The sequence below is a fragment of the Bacillus halotolerans genome (genome assembly GCF_001517105.1).
In the GTDB taxonomy this organism is placed as follows: domain Bacteria; phylum Bacillota; class Bacilli; order Bacillales; family Bacillaceae; genus Bacillus; species Bacillus halotolerans.
Window position 1 is genome coordinate 669,796 of record NZ_LPVF01000010.1, and the last position, 16,430, is coordinate 686,225.

Consider the following 16,430-nt stretch of genomic DNA (forward strand, 5'->3'; position numbering starts at 1 on the left):
TATCCGCGTCAAATTGTCTTGAAGAGGTGAACAATGAATATTTTTAAACTCACTCGAATGGAGATGGTACGGCTGCTCTATTCCCTTAAAGGCCTGGGAGACATGAGCCCGCTCGACATCCTCGTTAAATCGGCGAATATGTCAGCGGAAGAAGCTGCAAGCCATCTTCAAATTCCAGAATTTCTTACAAGATATGAACGAAAAAAACAGAAAAAAGAATACGGCCTTTCAACCAACGAAATCGTTGAGCTTGGCAATTTATGCGAGCTGACTTCGTTAAAGTCAACCGCGATTCAAAATTGGGTGAAACGCGATATCAAAGATCTCATTGGCCATCCTGAGCTGGGTAAAAAGTATTCAGTTGAACAGGCAGTGATTCTTTTAATTGTACGTGACCTAAAATCCATTTATGACTTTGAACACATACGAGCTATCTTAAAAGTTGCTTTTAACACCATCTCAGACAGATCTGATGATGTCATCAGCCCGTTAGCGTACTATGAAAGCTGCGCGCATGTGCTGCATGCCATTTATCACCAAGATACTCCTCCCATGAAGGAATCAAATCTCCAGCAGATTGTCGAACAGGAAACAAACCTTCTTCGTCACCATTTTGAAGAGCTGAGTGGCACCCAATGGGTCAAAATCAGGCAGATTATTGCCATTACAGTTCTCTCCATTTTGACGTTCCATATTCAGGCGACCGCGAACAAAATGACCGCTGACATACTGTAATCAGGATGTACCCCCGGCAAATCGCCGGGGGGTTTCTTATTCCCCCACAACAATTGCCAGCATAAATAAACCCCGTACATTTCAAACTAAATACGCGTTAAGAATTTCTTAATAGAAAAAGGAGATGAAAAAAGATGGCGAGCAGAAATAAACTCGTTGTTCCAGGGGTGGAGCAGGCACTAGACCAATTTAAACTTGAAGTGGCTCAAGAATTCGGTGTGAACCTTGGTTCTGATACAGTTTCACGCGCTAACGGCTCTATAGGCGGGGAAATGACAAAACGTCTGGTTCAGCAGGCACAATCACAGCTAAATGGCACAAATAAATAAACTCAGGACTCTATTCGCCGGGGGCACTCGGCGAATCTTCTGTTTGAGCTGATTCATTATTACTGCTGTAGCCATTTGGATTACGGTGGTAAGAAGCATTATCCCGATTAGATGAGGAATGATCCTTTCCTTTTTCACCGTTATTCCAATTTTTGCGATTTTTGCTATTCTGGTCACCATTGTCTTCTTCATTTCCGTTATCTTGAGGAACTTGTGTAGGGGTTTGCTCAGTATCCCCATCTTTTTCAACTTTCGTGTTTTCATCCGATTCCTTTACATCTTTATTCTGTTCACTATCATCATTCTGCGTGTCAGTTGTATCTTCTTTCTGTGAATCTGTATCATCCAGCTGTTCATTTTCTCCTTGTTTGCTGTCCTGATCGTCTGTCTGATCCGTGTTTTCTTCCTCGCTGCCGGTATTTTTTTGATCCTCTTCCCCGGATTTTTGAGAATCTTCGTTTGGATCTTTCATGTTATTCTTTTCATTTGATTTTATGTAGCTGCCTGTTGATACGCCTTCCTTTTTTGCTTTTTCTCTCGTTTTCATATCTGTTTCGAGAGATTCCATGCGGTATGTCGTTTTATATTTTTCCGTTACATCATTAAGCTGTTTTTTTACTCCTGATTTATATGTATCGTCATCCGTATTTTCATAAACAGTGGAAATCAATATTTCTTTCGATTCCTTTACATATCCATGCTCGCTGCAATCCGTAATAATATCGTCTATCACCTTTTTAAAATCAGTCTCCTCCCAATCATCGATGTCACTGATAACCTTCTTGCCGTCATCATTTAAGGGCGTCAGTTCGATCACTTCGTAATCGCTGTTTAACGCCATTTCGAAGCTTGGATTGATATCTATTGTCATATACGCATAGGCCTTGTCATTAGAGAAAACGGGGAGGATAATAAAAATAAAAAGCATAATAGCAGTCATCGAAAAAATCCCCATTTTGAAAGGGCGCAGTCTTAAAACATCAAAAAAGCTGGCCCTTCTGCCCATGCGTGTCTCACTCGGAAGCATGATTTCTTCTCCGATTTCATATGTTTGGCGATCATTTTTTGCTTTTAAAAATTGTCCGTCAGGGGTCAGCAACGTGACGAATTTTTTATTTTTCTCTACTATGATCCCTCTTCTCATGAGTGCAGCACCCCTTTAAGATAATCTTTTAAATAAATATAATCACCGGTAATGATAATGCACATTGCAATGATATATTTTCTGTTTCGCTCAATCGTTTTTCTGCTTACTGAAACGAGCTGTTCGAGCTGTTTAACAGGAAGCTGTTTCTTCGTATAAAGAATCGCAGCTAATTCTTCATGCTCGACAAGGGTGAGCGCCACCTTTATGGCGTTTTGCCTTGCGTCCGCATGCTTTGGAGAATGTTCAAGCAGCTCTTGAAATGAAAGACCGTAGTCTTTGAGCTGCTTTTGAAAGTACAGAATTTCCTCCCGCCTCTGTTCCTGTTCTATCTGGCGGCGGTATTCATCAATAGAAAGCTCGGCTTCAATCAGGCTTTGTGAGGATTCCTGATCGTCACCCTCCTGTAAATCCATATTAATATTTTGAGCGGTTCTTGCTTCTTTTCTAATGTAATCAATGACTTTTCTTTTTATAATAAGCTCTGCGAATGCGAGCAGCGAATTTCCTTTTTCAGGTGAGTACTTTTCAATAGCTTCGTTAAATGCAATCAGTCCGATGCTGAACTCATCGTCTTTTTCATCTATATATCGTTTACAAACGGATGAAACCGTCTTTGCGATAAATGGCTTATATTGCTGTATCAACTCGTTTTGCAGATCTTTATTGCCTTTTTGTATGCTTTCAACAGATTTTTCAAGCGTTTGCTTCTTTTTTCCCAATTTAAACAAAAGGCTAAGCACTGGTTTCACCTCAGTTCCTCCCTATAACTACTCATTAATGATAGCTAATTTGATAGGGAATCGCAAAGGAGAAAAAGAAATATTGATTTCCAATGTCTCAATTATGACAATCCATTCTCACGTACTATACAGGATTTCGTGCCTTTAATGAGAATTTTGGGGGTTTTAAAAGAGGTTTTTGTAACAAAGCTGTTATAAAAATGTTATTTTATTTCGTCTGTGAAAACGCTTCAAACATGAAAAGACTCTGCTTTTCAGCAGAGTCTTTATGATTAAGCCCTTTCTTGGCTTCTGTCATTTTGTTCGTTTTGTGCGTCTTCCGCCTGTTTTTTTGAGCCTGACATAAACCAGCCGCAAACTGCGATCGCCGCTAAGACACCCCAGAAAATCAGCTTCCATGTCCCTGAGTGGATAAAGTGCGAGGACACTATAGCGATGTCATCATGTGCGAGTGTATATAAAGCAAGCTTTACCCCGACCCATCCGACAATAACAAATGCTGCTGTTTCTAGGCTTGGACGTTCCTTTAAAAGCTTAACAAACATCGATGCCGCAAACCGCATAATCACCAGTCCGATAATGCCTCCGGCCAAAATAACGAAGAATTGTCCTCCATCAAGTCCGCCGATCTTTGGAAGTGAAGTTCCCGGCAGCGTAACCGCCAGAGCGACGGCCGCTAAGATGGAATCAACAGCAAAAGCGATATCTGCCAGCTCAACCTTTAATACAGTCGGCCAAAACCCGCTTTGCTTCGTCACCTTATGATTGTCTTCTTTCTTAAATACATATCTTTTGAGCAAGTGGCTTGCTGCAATATACAGCAAGTAGATCGCGCCAATGGCTTGAACCTGCCATACGTTCACCAAAAAGGAAATAGCGAATAAAGAGCCAAATCGCAGAACAAAGGCGCCTGCCAGCCCGTAAAACAATGCCTTCTTTCTTTGCTCCTCCGGCAGATGTTTTACCATAACCGCCATCACTAAAGCGTTATCGGCGGCTAAAATACCTTCCAGCCCGATCAAGACGAGAAGAACCCAACCATACTCCAATAATAATGCTGCATCCATAAATGATACCCTCCCAAAAAAGTTGTTTTCTTTCTCTTCATCCGATCTTATGCCGGCCGGACATGCAAAAAAGACCTTTGCCGACATAAGGCAAAGGTCTTGCTAGACATGAATTCAGGCATGCCAACAAAGCCGATGGATATTACTATCCATGAAATGACGACTTTGTTTCCGGAACATTCCGGACGCTACTCCCCTTTGGGATTTCAAGAAATATCATATTATATGTCAATGATATGCGGAGAGAGCTTATTTGTCAACGCTTATTTTTTAAAAAAACTGAAAAATGTTCAGACTGAATTCGTTTTTTCCTCTTCTTTATCAGTAAATAAAGAACAAACAAGATCAAAATGGCGATCCCGATCGGAAGCATATATTGGTCTAGAATAGAGCCAACGTCTTTCCAATTTTCTCCGAGCTTCACACCGAGATATACATAAACAAATGTGATCGGAAGCATGGCGATAAACGTGTAAAGAGAAAACACCCAGACATTCATTTTTGCGATGCCGCATGGTATGGAAATCAGTGTGCGGATCCCCGGCAGGAAGCGGCCGCTGAAAGCGACAAAACCGCCATGTTTTTTAAAAAATTCATCCGATTTGTCAAGAGCCTCAGGCTTTATAAAGAGGTACTTTCCGAAACGTTCAAGAAACGGCCTGCCTCCATAACGCCCGATCCAATACAGGGTGAGCGGACCGGCGACTCCTCCTAATGATCCTGCCAGAACAGCGCCGGCAAGCGTCATGTCACCTTTCGATACCCAATACCCAGCAAGCGGAAGGACAATTTCGGCCGGAATAAATTCAATACAGAGCGCCAGAAAAATTCCGAAATAAGATAAGCTTTTAAATGCTTCTATCCAGGACATAACCAATTCTTCGATCATCTTCACTTCCCTTTTCCCTGATCTATGTATACACATTTTTGTTTTTCACTCAAAACATCAAAATGATTTTAACATATTTTTGACGGTCAGCAGAACTAAAAACAGAGAATCTTCATTTCAAGCGGTTTTCTGACAATTTCTCCAGGCATATAGACTGAAATTCTTTAGCTGACAGCCGATATTAAGGAGAGTCAACAAGACTGGAACACACGGGGGAACCTCCATATGGAATTACACGCAACGTATAATACAACACTCATATGTTTATCTATTCTTATTGCTTGTGCAGCATCGTTCACCTCCCTTGAACTTTCAAGAAAAGTCACCATTCATACAGGATTAAAAAGCAAGGTGTGGCTGATTGCAGGCTCTATCATTATGGGCTTTGGGATTTGGTCCATGCATTTTATCGGCATGATGGCTGTTCATACGGAGATGCCGATGCATTATGAACTGACGCCTTTAGTGGCCTCGATTGCAGCTGCTGTTTCTGGATCATTTGTTTCTTTATATATCGTCAGCCGTTATATCCTAACCTTTTACAGACTGCTTACAGGATCGGTGGTGCTGGGTGCATCGATTTCATCTATGCATTATATCGGAATGTCTTCCATTTCCCGGGTAATGATGATGTATGAACCGCTGCTTTTTACATTATCCATTGTCATTGCCATTGGAGCATCTTTCGTCTCACTAAAGATTTTCTTTGACTTGTCCATGAAAAAACCTGCAGACCATTTGCTGATTTATAAAATAATCAGTGCCTTAATAATGGGAATTGGCATATCGGGAATGCATTATACAGGAATGATGGCCGCTACATTTTATGAAGATGTTGCACCTCCCGACCATCATATGGAAGTCCATACATTCGATTGGTCTATTCTGATTGCCTTAATCGTCTTCTGTATGCAAACGTTATTATTATTCAGTTCTCATGCTGATCGAAAATTCATGAAACAAAATGAACGCATGAAGGATAACGAACAGCGGTTTCAATCTTTAATCATTCATAATATTGATGCGATCTTTATCCTGTCATTAAAAGGAGATATTATTTCTTCTAATCATGCCGGTGAGGATATGATGAATAATTTCGGCCTACACCATCAAAATTGGAATCATTATATGTCGCCAAAAATCAATGCGCTTTTTAAGCAGGTCAAAGGCGAAAAACAAGCCATTAACAGTGATACCAATCTCATGACGGACAAAGGCCAGTTTCATTTAAATATTACGTTTATCCCTGTTGAGGTGAACCAAGAACTGGACAGCATATATGTCATCTGTAAAGATGTGACAAAACAGTACAGAGCCGAAAAAAAAATCCATAGAATGGCTCATTACGACTCACTTACAGATTTACCCAACAGAAGACATGCGATCTCCCATTTATCAAAGGTCTTGAATCGCGAGCATGCCTTGGATTATAACACCGTGGTATTTTTCTTAGATTTGAACCGGTTTAAAGTGATAAATGACGCATTAGGCCATAATGTCGGCGATCAGCTGCTCCAGCTCGCGGCTAAACGGCTTTCATCCGTTATACCGGATAATGGATTTATCGCACGGCTTGGGGGTGACGAATTCATTATTATTTTGACTGACGCCAATACCGGAACGGGGGAAGCCGATACTTTGGCTAAAAAAATCATTCAGCAATTCAAAAAGCCATTTAAAATTCAGGAACACACCCTTATTACATCCGTCAGCATCGGAATTGCGATTTCTCCTAAAGACGGAACAGACGGCCCTGAATTGATGAAAAAAGCAGATATGGCAATGTATGCGGCCAAAGAGCGAAACAAAAGCAAATACAGATACTACTCTTTCTCAATCGGCAATAAAGAAACCGTCAAGCTTAATCAAGAAATGGAGCTGAGGGAAGCGATTGATAACAAAAGATTTGTCTTGCGCTATCAGCCGCAATTCAGTACAAGAGATCAAAAAATGACAGGTGCTGAAGCGCTCATACGCCTTGTCACTCCTGATGGCAATCTGCGTCCGCCTGGAGAATTCATCGGTGTTGCCGAAGAAACCGGCCTTATTATTGATATTGGAAAGTGGATTATTGATGAGGCGTGCAGGCAGGCAAAAGTGTGGCACGACAAAGGATTTGATCTTTCTGTCGCCATTAATATTTCCGCCAGACAGTTTCAATCGGAGGAACTGATTCCGCTCATCAAGAATACACTTTCTAAATACATGCTTCCCCCTCGCCTTCTTGAAGTTGAAGTAACAGAAAGCATGACTATGGATAATCTTGACCACTCCAAAAAGGTTCTATCTTCTTTAACCAAATTAGGCATCAGGATCAGCATTGACGATTTTGGCACGGGGCATAGTTCTCTAAGCTATTTAAAGGACTTTCCGATCCACAGGCTGAAAATCGATAAATCATTCATCGACGATATTCAGACACACCCGAAATCAGAACAAATTACAGGCGCCATTATTGCCATGGGTCATCAGCTGTCTTTACAAGTCATTGCCGAAGGCGTGGAAAACTCCGGACAAAAACAGCTGCTTGACGAAAAAGGCTGTGACCATTTACAGGGCTTCTTTTTCAGCAGGCCAATACCGCCCGAACAGCTTGAACACTTGATATTGAACCAGCCGCCGCGTTAACAGCGCCGGCTGTTTTTTATACCCATAAGTTACTACACATGAATCACCCCTCTCATCTCCACAATAATGAAAAAAAGGGGTTCATCGATATGCATACAATGTGGAAGGGATCCATCAGCTTCGGTTTGGTGAATATCCCCATCAAGCTTTATGCCGCCACAGAAGACAAAGACATCAAACTGCGAAGCCTTCATAAAGAAGATCATGCGCCAATTAAATATGAAAAAATGTGTACCAACTGCGAAAAAACGCTCAGTCCTGACGAAATTGTGAAGGGATATGAATACGTAAAAGGAAAATATGTCGTGCTGACTGATGAAGATTTAAAAAGCTTAAAGCAGGAGCATGAAGAGAAAGCGGTTGAAATTGTCGATTTTGTTCAGCTGCAGGAAATTGACCCGATATATTTTAACCGCTCCTACTTTGTCGGACCCGGAGATAACGGCACGAAAGCCTATACTCTTCTTCGCGAGGCGCTTCGGTCCACCGGAAAGATCGGGATCGCCAATATGACGATCAGGTCGAAACAGCAGCTTGCCATTCTCCGCGTATATGAAAATTGCATCGTAATGGAATCCATTCATTATCCCGATGAGGTCCGTAGTGCTGCCCACGTACCCGGAGTGCCTGATCAATCAAGTGTAAATGATAAAGAATTGCAGACCGCCATTACACTGATAGATGAGCTAACAACTGAATTTCAGCCGGAACAATATGAGGACACATATCGAAAAGCCTTGCTGCAAAGAGTCAATGATAAGCTGGAAAATAAAGAAACAGCCGTCACTCCTGACAAAGCGCCTCCTCGTGAGGATGTGATCGACCTGGTCAGCGCACTTCAAGCCAGCATCGATCGAACCAAAAGGCCGAATCGGGAAAAACCAGCGGCAGCACCAGCCGAAGGCGGAGAACCGAAAGGAGCCGGAGAAAAAAAGCAGAAAACCACTAGAAAAAAAGTCTCCGGCACATCATAACCAATGGCGTTTACCATGCAGCCCGTCCTTACTGCGTCACCTCCAAAAGGAGCGGAATGGCGTTACGAAGTAAAATATGACGGGTTTCGCTGTATTCTCCGCATTCATCCGTCAGGCGTGACATTAACGAGCAGAAATGGCTTAGAGCTTAACAGCACCTTCCCTGAAATTACCAACTTTGCCGAAACTGCTTTTCAGCATATAGAAAAGGAACTTCCGTTAACACTTGACGGAGAAATCGTGTTTTTGGCGAATCCATTCCGTTCAGATTTTGAACATATGCAAGTGCGGGGACGTTTGAAAAGGCCGGAGAAGATACAGGAATCCGCAAACTCTCGGCCTTGCTGTTTTCTCGCATTTGATCTTTTGGAACGAAGCGGACAAGATGTATCGACTTATTCCTATATTGACCGAAAAACATCGCTGCATGAGCTGATGTCTGCTGCAAAGCTCCCGGCTGAGCCAAATCCTTATGCAAAGGAAACCATTCAGTATATCCCCTCCTACCAGCACCTCGATCCGATTTGGGAGAAGGTAATAAAGTATGACGGAGAAGGAATTGTAGCGAAAAAAATCAACAGCAAATGGCTCGAAAAAAAACGGTCATCTGATTGGCTGAAATATAAAAACTTTAAACATGCCGATGTTTGTATCACTGGATTTAATCCTCACAATGGATTTCTGACGGTTTCTGTGTTAAAAAACAGTGTAATGACGCCTGTCGCCTCTGTATCACATGGGATGAGCGAGGAAGAAAAAAATGCAATACGATCGATTATGGAACAGCACGGACATAAAACAGCATCAGGTGAATATACGCTCGAACCATCGATCTGCGCTACTGTCCAGTACTTAACGATTTTACAAGGCACGCTACGAGAGGTTTCGTTTGTCGAATTTCAATTTCAAATGGACTGGACCGACTGCACCTTTGCACAGCTTGTGCGCCGCTCAAAGCCGGTACATCCAAAACTGCAGTTTACAAGCCTGGATAAAATCATATTTGAAAAGCATAAAAAAACAAAAGAAGATTTCATCCAGTATATGATTGAAATCAGCGACTACCTGTTCCCGTTTCTCAAAGACCGTGCTGTCACAGTTATTCGCTATCCGCACGGATCAAGGGGCGAATCCTTTTTCCAAAAAAATAAGCCGGATTATACACCGGACTTTGTCCAATCCTTTTTTGACGGTAGCCATGAACATGTTGTCTGTAAGGACCTGTCCACCTTATTGTGGCTTGCCAATCAGCTCGCTTTGGAGTTTCATGTTCCTTTTCAAACGATTACAAGCAGAAGGCCGGCAGAGATTGTCATTGATTTAGATCCCCCGTCCCGAGATGACTTTCTGATGGCTGTTCAGGCAGCAAATGAACTCAAACGGCTCTTTGAATCCTTCGGCATCACATCGTATCCGAAGCTTTCCGGCAACAAGGGGATTCAGCTTTACATACCCTTGTCACCAGAAGCATTTACGTACGAGGACACACGCCAATTTACACAGCTGATTGCCGAATATTGTACCAATGCATTTCCAGACCTATTTACAACCGAACGCCTGATCAAAAACAGGCATGGAAAATTGTATCTCGATTATTTGCAGCATGCTGAAGGAAAAACGATTATCTGCCCCTATTCCACCAGGGGAAACGAGCTTGGCACCGTAGCAGCGCCGCTGTATTGGCACGAGGTGCAGCCATCTTTGACACCGGCGATGTATACAATCAATACCGTCGTTGACCGGGTCAAGAAACACGGATGCCCGTTTTATGATTTTTACCGCAATCCGCAGGATGAACCTCTTGCCGCTATTTTGAATCAGCTGAAGAAAAAGAGCTGACTTATCCGGTCAGCTCTTTTTGTTGTTTCAACTGTATTTTTTCTCCAAACGCTCACTTTCCTGGCGCTGCAGCGGGCTCAAGGGTTCATTATACAAATCGATATCTACCGCATATTTCGGCCGTCTTTTCACTTCAGAGAAAATCGTTCCGATATATTCGCCGATAATCCCGATTCCCATGAGCTGCAATCCGCCCAGAAACCAAATAGAGATGATGAGAGACGCCCAGCCCGCATTTGTGTGGCCGAGCATTTTTTGAATGACTGCGCCAATCCCCGCCATGGCGCTTACCAAAAATAATAGAAAACCCAAAAGCGTAAAAAAGCGAATCGGGGCCACACTGAAGGATGTGATTCCGTTAAATGCGAATGAAAGCATTTTTTTCAGCGGATATTTCGTTTTTCCGGCAAAACGTTCTTTGCGGTCATACAAGACTTCAGCTGACCTGAAGCCGATCATAGGAACGATGCCCCTTAAAAACAAATTGGCTTCCGGATAGCGCGCGAGTTCTTCAAGCGCCCGTTTATTCATTAAGCGAAAATCGGCATGATTGTAAATTAACTTAATCCCAAGCTTATTCATGAGCCGGTAAAACGCTATAGCGGTCGTGCGCTTAAAAAAGGTATCGGTTTTCCGGCTACGGCGCACGCCGTACACGATTTCAAAACCATCGTGATATTTCATCATAAAATCCTTGATAACAGAGATATCATCCTGCAGATCGGCATCAATCGAAATCACGCAGTCTGATTTTTGCTTTGCTTTATGCAGACCTGCTAAAAGCGCTTTTTGATGTCCGACATTGCAGGCTAATTTTAATCCGGTTACCTTCTTGTTTTTCACACTTTCCATGGCAATCAAAGACCAGGTGCGGTCTTTGCTGCCGTCATCAACAAATAAAATTTTACTGTCTTCGGATATCATTTTTTCTTCCATTAAGCTGTTTACAACCTCCGTAAGCTGACGGCTTGTCTCTTTAAATACTTCCTCTTCATTGAAACACGGAACGACGATGGTTAACACTGGCTGTGGCTGTTTCAATCGATATCCTCCTTATTTTGTTTCGTATAAATAAATGCGCCAGGCGGAATCTTTATGGTCAAATGTTTTCACGAGCGCCAGGTGGTTTTGGTCAGCGTTCATGATGGGAACCGAAGAAAAAATATATTGTCCGCCCATTTGTTGAAACACATCTGTATTTAATTCAAGATGATTGATTGTTTTCTTCGAATTCTTTTTAAAGTCATATCGTTTGCCAAGCTCATCGACGAACAGATAGCAGCGGCTCCCCCATTCATCAAAGTATCGTTTCAATTGGGCGTTTTTTTCCAGCTCTTTTTCAATGATTTTTCTAAATTCATATTTATATGAGAGCGGGTACAGGTTGTTATATGTATCTAAGGTGTAAAAACCGTTGTATTGAGCAATAGACGGATGCAGACCGATACTCGCCACCCTGTACGAATCTTGCGGGCGCCCGATATACTCCTTAATCTCTTTAAATTGGTCAGATGCGTAAAATTCACGAAACGTCGGCGCGTTGTAGTGAACGCCATACGTATACTCCTCATTAAAAGGCGCCAGGACCATCAGCTGCGCAGTAACTGCCGCATATACAAGCCATCGCCACTTTTTCCCCATCCGCCAGATGAGGTACAAAGCGAGCGCAAAACTCATGTAAATCACCAGCGGGCGCAAAAAATGAAAACGGGCAAAATTAAATTCAGCTAAAAATGCAAATTTCTGCTTTGGAACAGCCCATATTTTGTTGAACCAAAACGCATACCACAGCGACAGCGCATAATTCAGCACGCAGAGAAAAAAGATAAACGTTTTCTTCCCTTGTCCGATTTCGTTTGAACAGCACAGCAAAAAAGACGAGTAATAAGATTGGAAGAATCACAACGGTATGAACTGTCATGACATGGTTATGTCCGTAGACAAAGTTTTTGACGGACAAACGCAGAGAGTGCCAAACATCATGCCTTGATGAAATAAATTCAATCCGGTGCATCGGCGCGTGTGAAATCAACATCGAATAGACAAGCCGGTACTCGACAAACAGATAAATACTTGTCATAAAAGCGATGCTGCCTAAGAAAATAAAATTCCATTTTCTTTTTGTGATGACATCATACAGCCAGAAGCATGCCATCCCAGCCAAGAAAAAGAAGAAGCCTAATACAAAGCTTGAATACAACGGCAGCAAACCGAGCGTCAGCCATTCTCTCCATGAGATATCCCCTTTTCGGATATTCAAAAAAGCCCACAGCGCCAAAGGGTATCCAAGCGTGCTCAGCATTCCAGAAGGCCAAAAAGGCGTTAAAGCAAATGCGAGCGATACGCCAATTCGGATCAATGCCGCTTTCTGCTCCGGAATCACATGTTTCTTCAGCAGCACATACATTCCGAAGAAAGCGACAACTCTCGTAATGGTCTGGCTTACCGCATAGGCGGTCATAGAAGAAAACAACGCGTGCAGCCAAACAATTCCGCTCCACTCAGTGCCGAACGCATCCCGTGGCAGTCCGTTAATGATTTGCGGAATGGCCGCATCAACTTTGCCGATGATTTCTCCGCTGTCGGCCAGTACCTTGTACCAAGCGATATTGGAATCCAAATTATCGTGTACGCGAATATGGGCGTCTTCCTTCAAAATAAAAAGCGGGGAGACATACAGCAAAAGGAGAAATAAAGCCATCAAAAGATAATATGTTTCTTTTTTGTGTTGTCTTAATCGTAACATCCCTAACACATCCACCTGTTATTCTGACTTCTTTCGGGCATGATCTGCCTCACCTGTCAAAATTTATTATCCCTTTTCCCTTCTAAAACATTCATCAAATGACAATCCTTTCTGCATTTTTCAAACTGGTCTTCAACCCATTAATTCCCGCTATCCATAAGGCTGCATCACTTACTATACTGGTAGAAGGGAGGGGATACATGTGTTCATCTTACTTTCATTGGTCATACTGGCTGTTATGCCATTTATATATAAAGCAAACCGCAACACAAAAGATGTGAAGGTCAACACGATTTCAATTGATCAGCAAGACGGCCTTCCAGCAAGAAAAAAACTGAATATCCTTCATTTATCGGATCTTCATTTAGAAAACATTTCTGTATCGCCTGATGAGCTGTATCGTTTAACAAATAATCAACCTGTAGACCTCATTGCGCTGACCGGAGATTTTCTTGACCGGAAACGAAATATTCCAAAGCTTGCCGGCTACTTGCAGGCACTGCAACAACTGAAGCCTGCGTATGGCATGTACGCGGTGTTTGGCAATCATGATTATGTATTAAAAGAAAAGGACTTTCAAAGATTAAAGCGAGTGCTGGAGGAAAACGGCTGCATTACGCTGCAAAATGAACATGTTCACATCAATACTGATGCAGGGCCTGTTAATATTATCGGAATTGACGATTACAGTACGAATCGCAGTAAAATCACAAATTCTTATAAAGATCTTCAGAATGGCTATCACCTTGTACTGACACATGATCCAAACATTATTTTAGAGATGCAGGATATTCATTTTGACTACCTGTTATCAGGCCATTTTCACGGAGGGCAAATCCACTGGCCAAAGCCGTATCATTTGGTGAAAATGGGCAAGCTTGTACGGATGAATATGATTAAAGGCCTTCATTATCATCACGATAAACCGTTTTATATCAGTGAAGGTTTAGGACAAACTGGCATTAATATCCGTGTAGGAAGCCGCCCCGAAGTGACTTTCCATCAAATTTAAAAAGACTGTGCTGACCATGGCATCAGTCTTTTTTTTGATAGGTATGCTGAAGCTTTTCTTTCGAGATAAACAAATAGGATGAATTCGGCAGATTTCGCAAGCTCACTGGCTTTGACGTTAAATATAAAATCGGCATATGGGTGATCTTTTTAAAGGATCTGTAAAAAGGATTGACCGGGGTTACCACGTCAAAGCCGAGCCTTTCTACCCCTTTATCAAGCATTGTAATGCCAATGATCCCTTTGATTTTTTCGCTTTTTTTATGATTGTTGATATACTCCAGCAGCATCGGCATTGATTGATATACTTTTTGATAAATAATGATTCCTTTTCTGACCGCGCTTTCAATGCTTTGCAGCTCCCTGATCAGCTTGATGTTGTGCAGATGGATTTTAACGAGCACATCGTTTTTTCTTATATGCGTTCCGTCACTCAGCACGACATGATGCCCTTTGTATTTAGTCAGTCTGACTCGAAAGACGCATTTTCGCTCATCTTCAATCAAAGTCAGCCTCGAAAAAAAGAAATAAATCGGGTCAATCACTCTCCAAATGGAAAGGAAACAGGTTTTCATCTCTTCACCTTCCTTATCATCAAAAAAACACCCTTATATTTTGTGATGATTCTCCCCAAAATATAGTTGCCATATTTTTAAGGAGGACAGACATGACAAACATTCTCATTTTTCCTTTTTTAAGCATTTCCACCGGGCATCATCATGTCGCTGATACCCTGAAGGCTGATCTGGAATCTAAAGGGCTGCATTCAGAAAAAATTGATATCTTTTCACATACGTATAAACGCTTAGAACAACTGTCCTCCTCAGCTTATTTAAAATGGATTCAATATTTCCCGAAAACGTACAGCGGAATATACAAGCTTCTCGCTTGCGGAGAGTGTAAAAATGTCAAACGCTATGCCATGTATGAATGGCTGTTTATGCAAAGCATGAGACAGATTCTCAAAGAAAAACAGCCTGATATCGCCTTCTGCACACACGCCCTGCCTTCTTACCTGCTAAACCGGCTGAAACCGGAATATCCAAACATGACCATTGTAAATGTATATACGGATTTTTTTGTAAATCAGGTATGGGGGCGGAAAAACATTGACTACCACTTTGTCCCGATCATGGATATCAAGAAGCAGCTCATGACCGAAGGAATCAACCAGGAAAAAATATTTTTAACCGGCATTCCCGTTCACCGGGCTTATGAAGCAGGAACCGCAGACACCTGTCAGCATCGTCCGCCTTATACCGTCATGATCACAGGCGGCAGTATGGGAGTCGGAGGTATTTTCAAGCTGGTCCAGGGGCTGTCGCCAGGCGGAAACATCTTATACAAAATATTATGCGGCAGAAACGAAAAGCTCTACCGCTATGTCAAAAGTTTACAACATCCTTTTATCGAGGCGATCCCATACCTTCACAGCAAAGCAGAAATGAACCGTCTGTACGCACAAGCCTCAGGCGTCATGACAAAGCCAGGAGGCGTAACCATCAGTGAATGCTTAAAGAAAAGGCTTCCGGTATTTATCTATCATGCGCTGCCGGGCCAGGAGGAAATGAATTTGAACCTGTTAAAAGAACGGCAGCTTGTCACAGATATAAGAAACTGGGATATGAAGCGGACAGAAGAGCGTATTTCAGCATTTTTTCAATCGAATGAACGGGCAGCAGCAGAGAAGCAGGTCAGGGAGTATCTTGGCCAAATGTGCGACCGGGAGATTGGGGAGGTTTTAAAAAGGATATTAGATGAATGTGAACATAAAAAAACACCCTCCTGAAAAGAGAGTGTGGAATAACTAACGAAACAGTAAATGCTGGCTGTGAATACCTGCTTTCTTCAGCAGGAGGATCAGCTGGTCCTGCTCATCAGACGAAAGGCCTGAAAACGCTCTCGCTATACGGAGCGCATGAATTGGATAAATTTTATCCAAATACTCATTCCCTTTATCCGTGAGATGCGCGTAAACGGAGCGTTTATCTTTCGGGTCCTGCTCCCTGACTAAAAACCCGTTTCTTTCTAGCTTGTCAATGACATATGTGACGTTTCCGCTTACAAGCAGAAGCCGCGACCCAATTTGCTGTAATTTTTGCGGGCCTCTCGTATACAAAAGTTCCAGTACGGCAAATTCTGTGGGATTAAAGCCGTGCTCTTTGCTGTCACGGATGCTGTGTTCAGACACACTTTTGAAAGCCCTTGCAAAAACTCTGTACAAATTCATCGCACGCTCAACTTCTTCTTCGTTAAACGATAATCTCATCATATCTACCCCGTATATAGAATTTTTATAAAAAAATAATGAAAACCCTTACATAT

At 42.3% G+C, this 16,430-nt stretch carries 14 protein-coding genes and 1 pseudogene; 7 read left to right on the forward strand and 8 right to left on the reverse strand.

The window, feature by feature from the left end; translation table 11 throughout:
* Positions 1-33 precede the first annotated feature (33 nt).
* On the forward strand, positions 34-735 hold the full coding sequence (locus tag AU387_RS13715) for a DUF1836 domain-containing protein (RefSeq protein ID WP_059335902.1): 702 nt from the start codon (positions 34-36) through the stop codon (positions 733-735).
* Between the two features lie 134 nt (positions 736-869).
* Positions 870-1,064, forward strand: coding sequence for an acid-soluble spore protein SspD (gene sspD, locus AU387_RS13720; protein WP_059335903.1), 195 nt, complete (start codon positions 870-872; stop codon positions 1,062-1,064).
* Positions 1,065-1,074: 10 nt separating this feature from the next.
* Here the strand turns inward: sspD and AU387_RS13725 are convergent, their stop codons facing one another.
* The 4 genes from AU387_RS13725 to AU387_RS13740 all read right to left on the reverse strand — a co-directional run bounded on the left by AU387_RS13725 (position 1,075) and on the right by AU387_RS13740 (position 4,943).
* Entirely contained in the window at positions 1,075-2,208 is a 1,134-nt protein-coding gene (locus AU387_RS13725; protein ID WP_059335904.1) for an anti-sigma factor domain-containing protein, read from the reverse strand.
* Positions 2,205-2,960, reverse strand: a complete 756-nt coding sequence (gene sigI, locus AU387_RS13730; RefSeq protein WP_044156149.1) for an RNA polymerase sigma factor SigI — start codon at positions 2,958-2,960, stop codon at positions 2,205-2,207. The genes AU387_RS13725 and sigI overlap by 4 nt, the downstream gene beginning before the upstream one ends.
* 263 nt (positions 2,961-3,223) lie before the next feature.
* Positions 3,224-4,018, reverse strand: coding sequence for a TerC family protein (locus AU387_RS13735; RefSeq protein WP_044156151.1), 795 nt, complete (start codon positions 4,016-4,018; stop codon positions 3,224-3,226).
* Positions 4,019-4,274: 256 nt separating this feature from the next.
* Entirely contained in the window at positions 4,275-4,943 is a 669-nt protein-coding gene (locus AU387_RS13740; protein ID WP_059335905.1) for a DedA family protein, read from the reverse strand.
* Between the two features lie 189 nt (positions 4,944-5,132).
* Between AU387_RS13740 and AU387_RS13745 the strand changes: the two genes are divergently transcribed.
* The 3 genes from AU387_RS13745 (at position 5,133) to AU387_RS13755 (ending at position 10,348) form a co-directional block, all read left to right on the forward strand.
* Entirely contained in the window at positions 5,133-7,535 is a 2,403-nt protein-coding gene (locus AU387_RS13745; RefSeq protein WP_059335906.1) for an EAL domain-containing protein, read from the forward strand.
* A gap of 89 nt (positions 7,536-7,624) precedes the next feature.
* On the forward strand, positions 7,625-8,509 hold the full coding sequence (gene ku, locus AU387_RS13750) for a non-homologous end joining protein Ku (protein WP_059292904.1): 885 nt from the start codon (positions 7,625-7,627) through the stop codon (positions 8,507-8,509).
* A gap of 3 nt (positions 8,510-8,512) precedes the next feature.
* Positions 8,513-10,348 carry a DNA ligase D gene (locus AU387_RS13755; protein ID WP_059335907.1) on the forward strand — a complete coding sequence of 612 codons (1,836 nt, stop codon included), beginning with the start codon at positions 8,513-8,515 and terminating at the stop codon, positions 10,346-10,348.
* 27 nt (positions 10,349-10,375) lie between these two features.
* Here AU387_RS13755 and AU387_RS13760 read toward each other — a convergent pair whose 3' ends face one another.
* Both AU387_RS13760 and AU387_RS13765 read right to left on the reverse strand, forming a co-directional pair.
* A complete protein-coding gene (locus tag AU387_RS13760) occupies positions 10,376-11,389 on the reverse strand; it encodes a glycosyltransferase family 2 protein (RefSeq protein ID WP_059292906.1) in 1,014 nt (337 codons plus the stop codon).
* 12 nt (positions 11,390-11,401) lie between these two features.
* Positions 11,402-13,094: pseudogene (locus AU387_RS13765) on the reverse strand (DUF6044 family protein).
* A gap of 238 nt (positions 13,095-13,332) precedes the next feature.
* Here AU387_RS13765 and AU387_RS13770 point away from each other — a divergent pair.
* Positions 13,333-14,106: a metallophosphoesterase gene (locus tag AU387_RS13770; protein ID WP_371411779.1), complete on the forward strand. Its 774-nt coding sequence runs from the start codon at positions 13,333-13,335 to the stop codon at positions 14,104-14,106.
* Between the two features lie 22 nt (positions 14,107-14,128).
* On the opposite strand, the gene AU387_RS13775 is transcribed toward AU387_RS13770, so the two are convergent.
* Positions 14,129-14,680 (reverse strand): YkoP family protein, encoded by a 552-nt coding sequence (locus tag AU387_RS13775; RefSeq protein ID WP_024121139.1) that lies wholly within the window; start codon positions 14,678-14,680, stop codon positions 14,129-14,131.
* A gap of 92 nt (positions 14,681-14,772) precedes the next feature.
* Between AU387_RS13775 and AU387_RS13780 the strand changes: the two genes are divergently transcribed.
* Entirely contained in the window at positions 14,773-15,894 is a 1,122-nt protein-coding gene (locus AU387_RS13780) for an MGDG synthase family glycosyltransferase (RefSeq protein WP_044156162.1), read from the forward strand.
* A gap of 18 nt (positions 15,895-15,912) precedes the next feature.
* Here the strand turns inward: AU387_RS13780 and AU387_RS13785 are convergent, their stop codons facing one another.
* On the reverse strand, positions 15,913-16,377 hold the full coding sequence (locus AU387_RS13785) for a MarR family winged helix-turn-helix transcriptional regulator (protein WP_081638289.1): 465 nt from the start codon (positions 16,375-16,377) through the stop codon (positions 15,913-15,915).
* Positions 16,378-16,430: the final 53 nt, after the last annotated feature.

What these genes read in the sequence shown, in the direction of transcription:
- ku (WP_059292904.1), top strand. Translation starts at nt 7,625, where the DNA reads ATGCATACAATGTGGAAGGGATCCATCAGCTTCGGTTTGGTGAATATC.
- AU387_RS13715 (WP_059335902.1), top strand. Translation starts at nt 34, where the DNA reads ATGAATATTTTTAAACTCACTCGAATGGAGATGGTACGGCTGCTCTAT.
- AU387_RS13785 (WP_081638289.1), bottom strand. Translation starts at nt 16,377, where the DNA reads ATGATGAGATTATCGTTTAACGAAGAAGAAGTTGAGCGTGCGATGAAT.
- sspD (WP_059335903.1), top strand. Translation starts at nt 870, where the DNA reads ATGGCGAGCAGAAATAAACTCGTTGTTCCAGGGGTGGAGCAGGCACTA.
- AU387_RS13740 (WP_059335905.1), bottom strand. Translation starts at nt 4,943, where the DNA reads ATGTGTATACATAGATCAGGGAAAAGGGAAGTGAAGATGATCGAAGAA.
- AU387_RS13775 (WP_024121139.1), bottom strand. Translation starts at nt 14,680, where the DNA reads ATGAAAACCTGTTTCCTTTCCATTTGGAGAGTGATTGACCCGATTTAT.
- AU387_RS13745 (WP_059335906.1), top strand. Translation starts at nt 5,133, where the DNA reads ATGGAATTACACGCAACGTATAATACAACACTCATATGTTTATCTATT.
- AU387_RS13755 (WP_059335907.1), top strand. Translation starts at nt 8,513, where the DNA reads ATGGCGTTTACCATGCAGCCCGTCCTTACTGCGTCACCTCCAAAAGGA.
- AU387_RS13725 (WP_059335904.1), bottom strand. Translation starts at nt 2,208, where the DNA reads ATGAGAAGAGGGATCATAGTAGAGAAAAATAAAAAATTCGTCACGTTG.
- AU387_RS13735 (WP_044156151.1), bottom strand. Translation starts at nt 4,018, where the DNA reads ATGGATGCAGCATTATTATTGGAGTATGGTTGGGTTCTTCTCGTCTTG.
- AU387_RS13780 (WP_044156162.1), top strand. Translation starts at nt 14,773, where the DNA reads ATGACAAACATTCTCATTTTTCCTTTTTTAAGCATTTCCACCGGGCAT.
- AU387_RS13770 (WP_371411779.1), top strand. Translation starts at nt 13,333, where the DNA reads ATGCCATTTATATATAAAGCAAACCGCAACACAAAAGATGTGAAGGTC.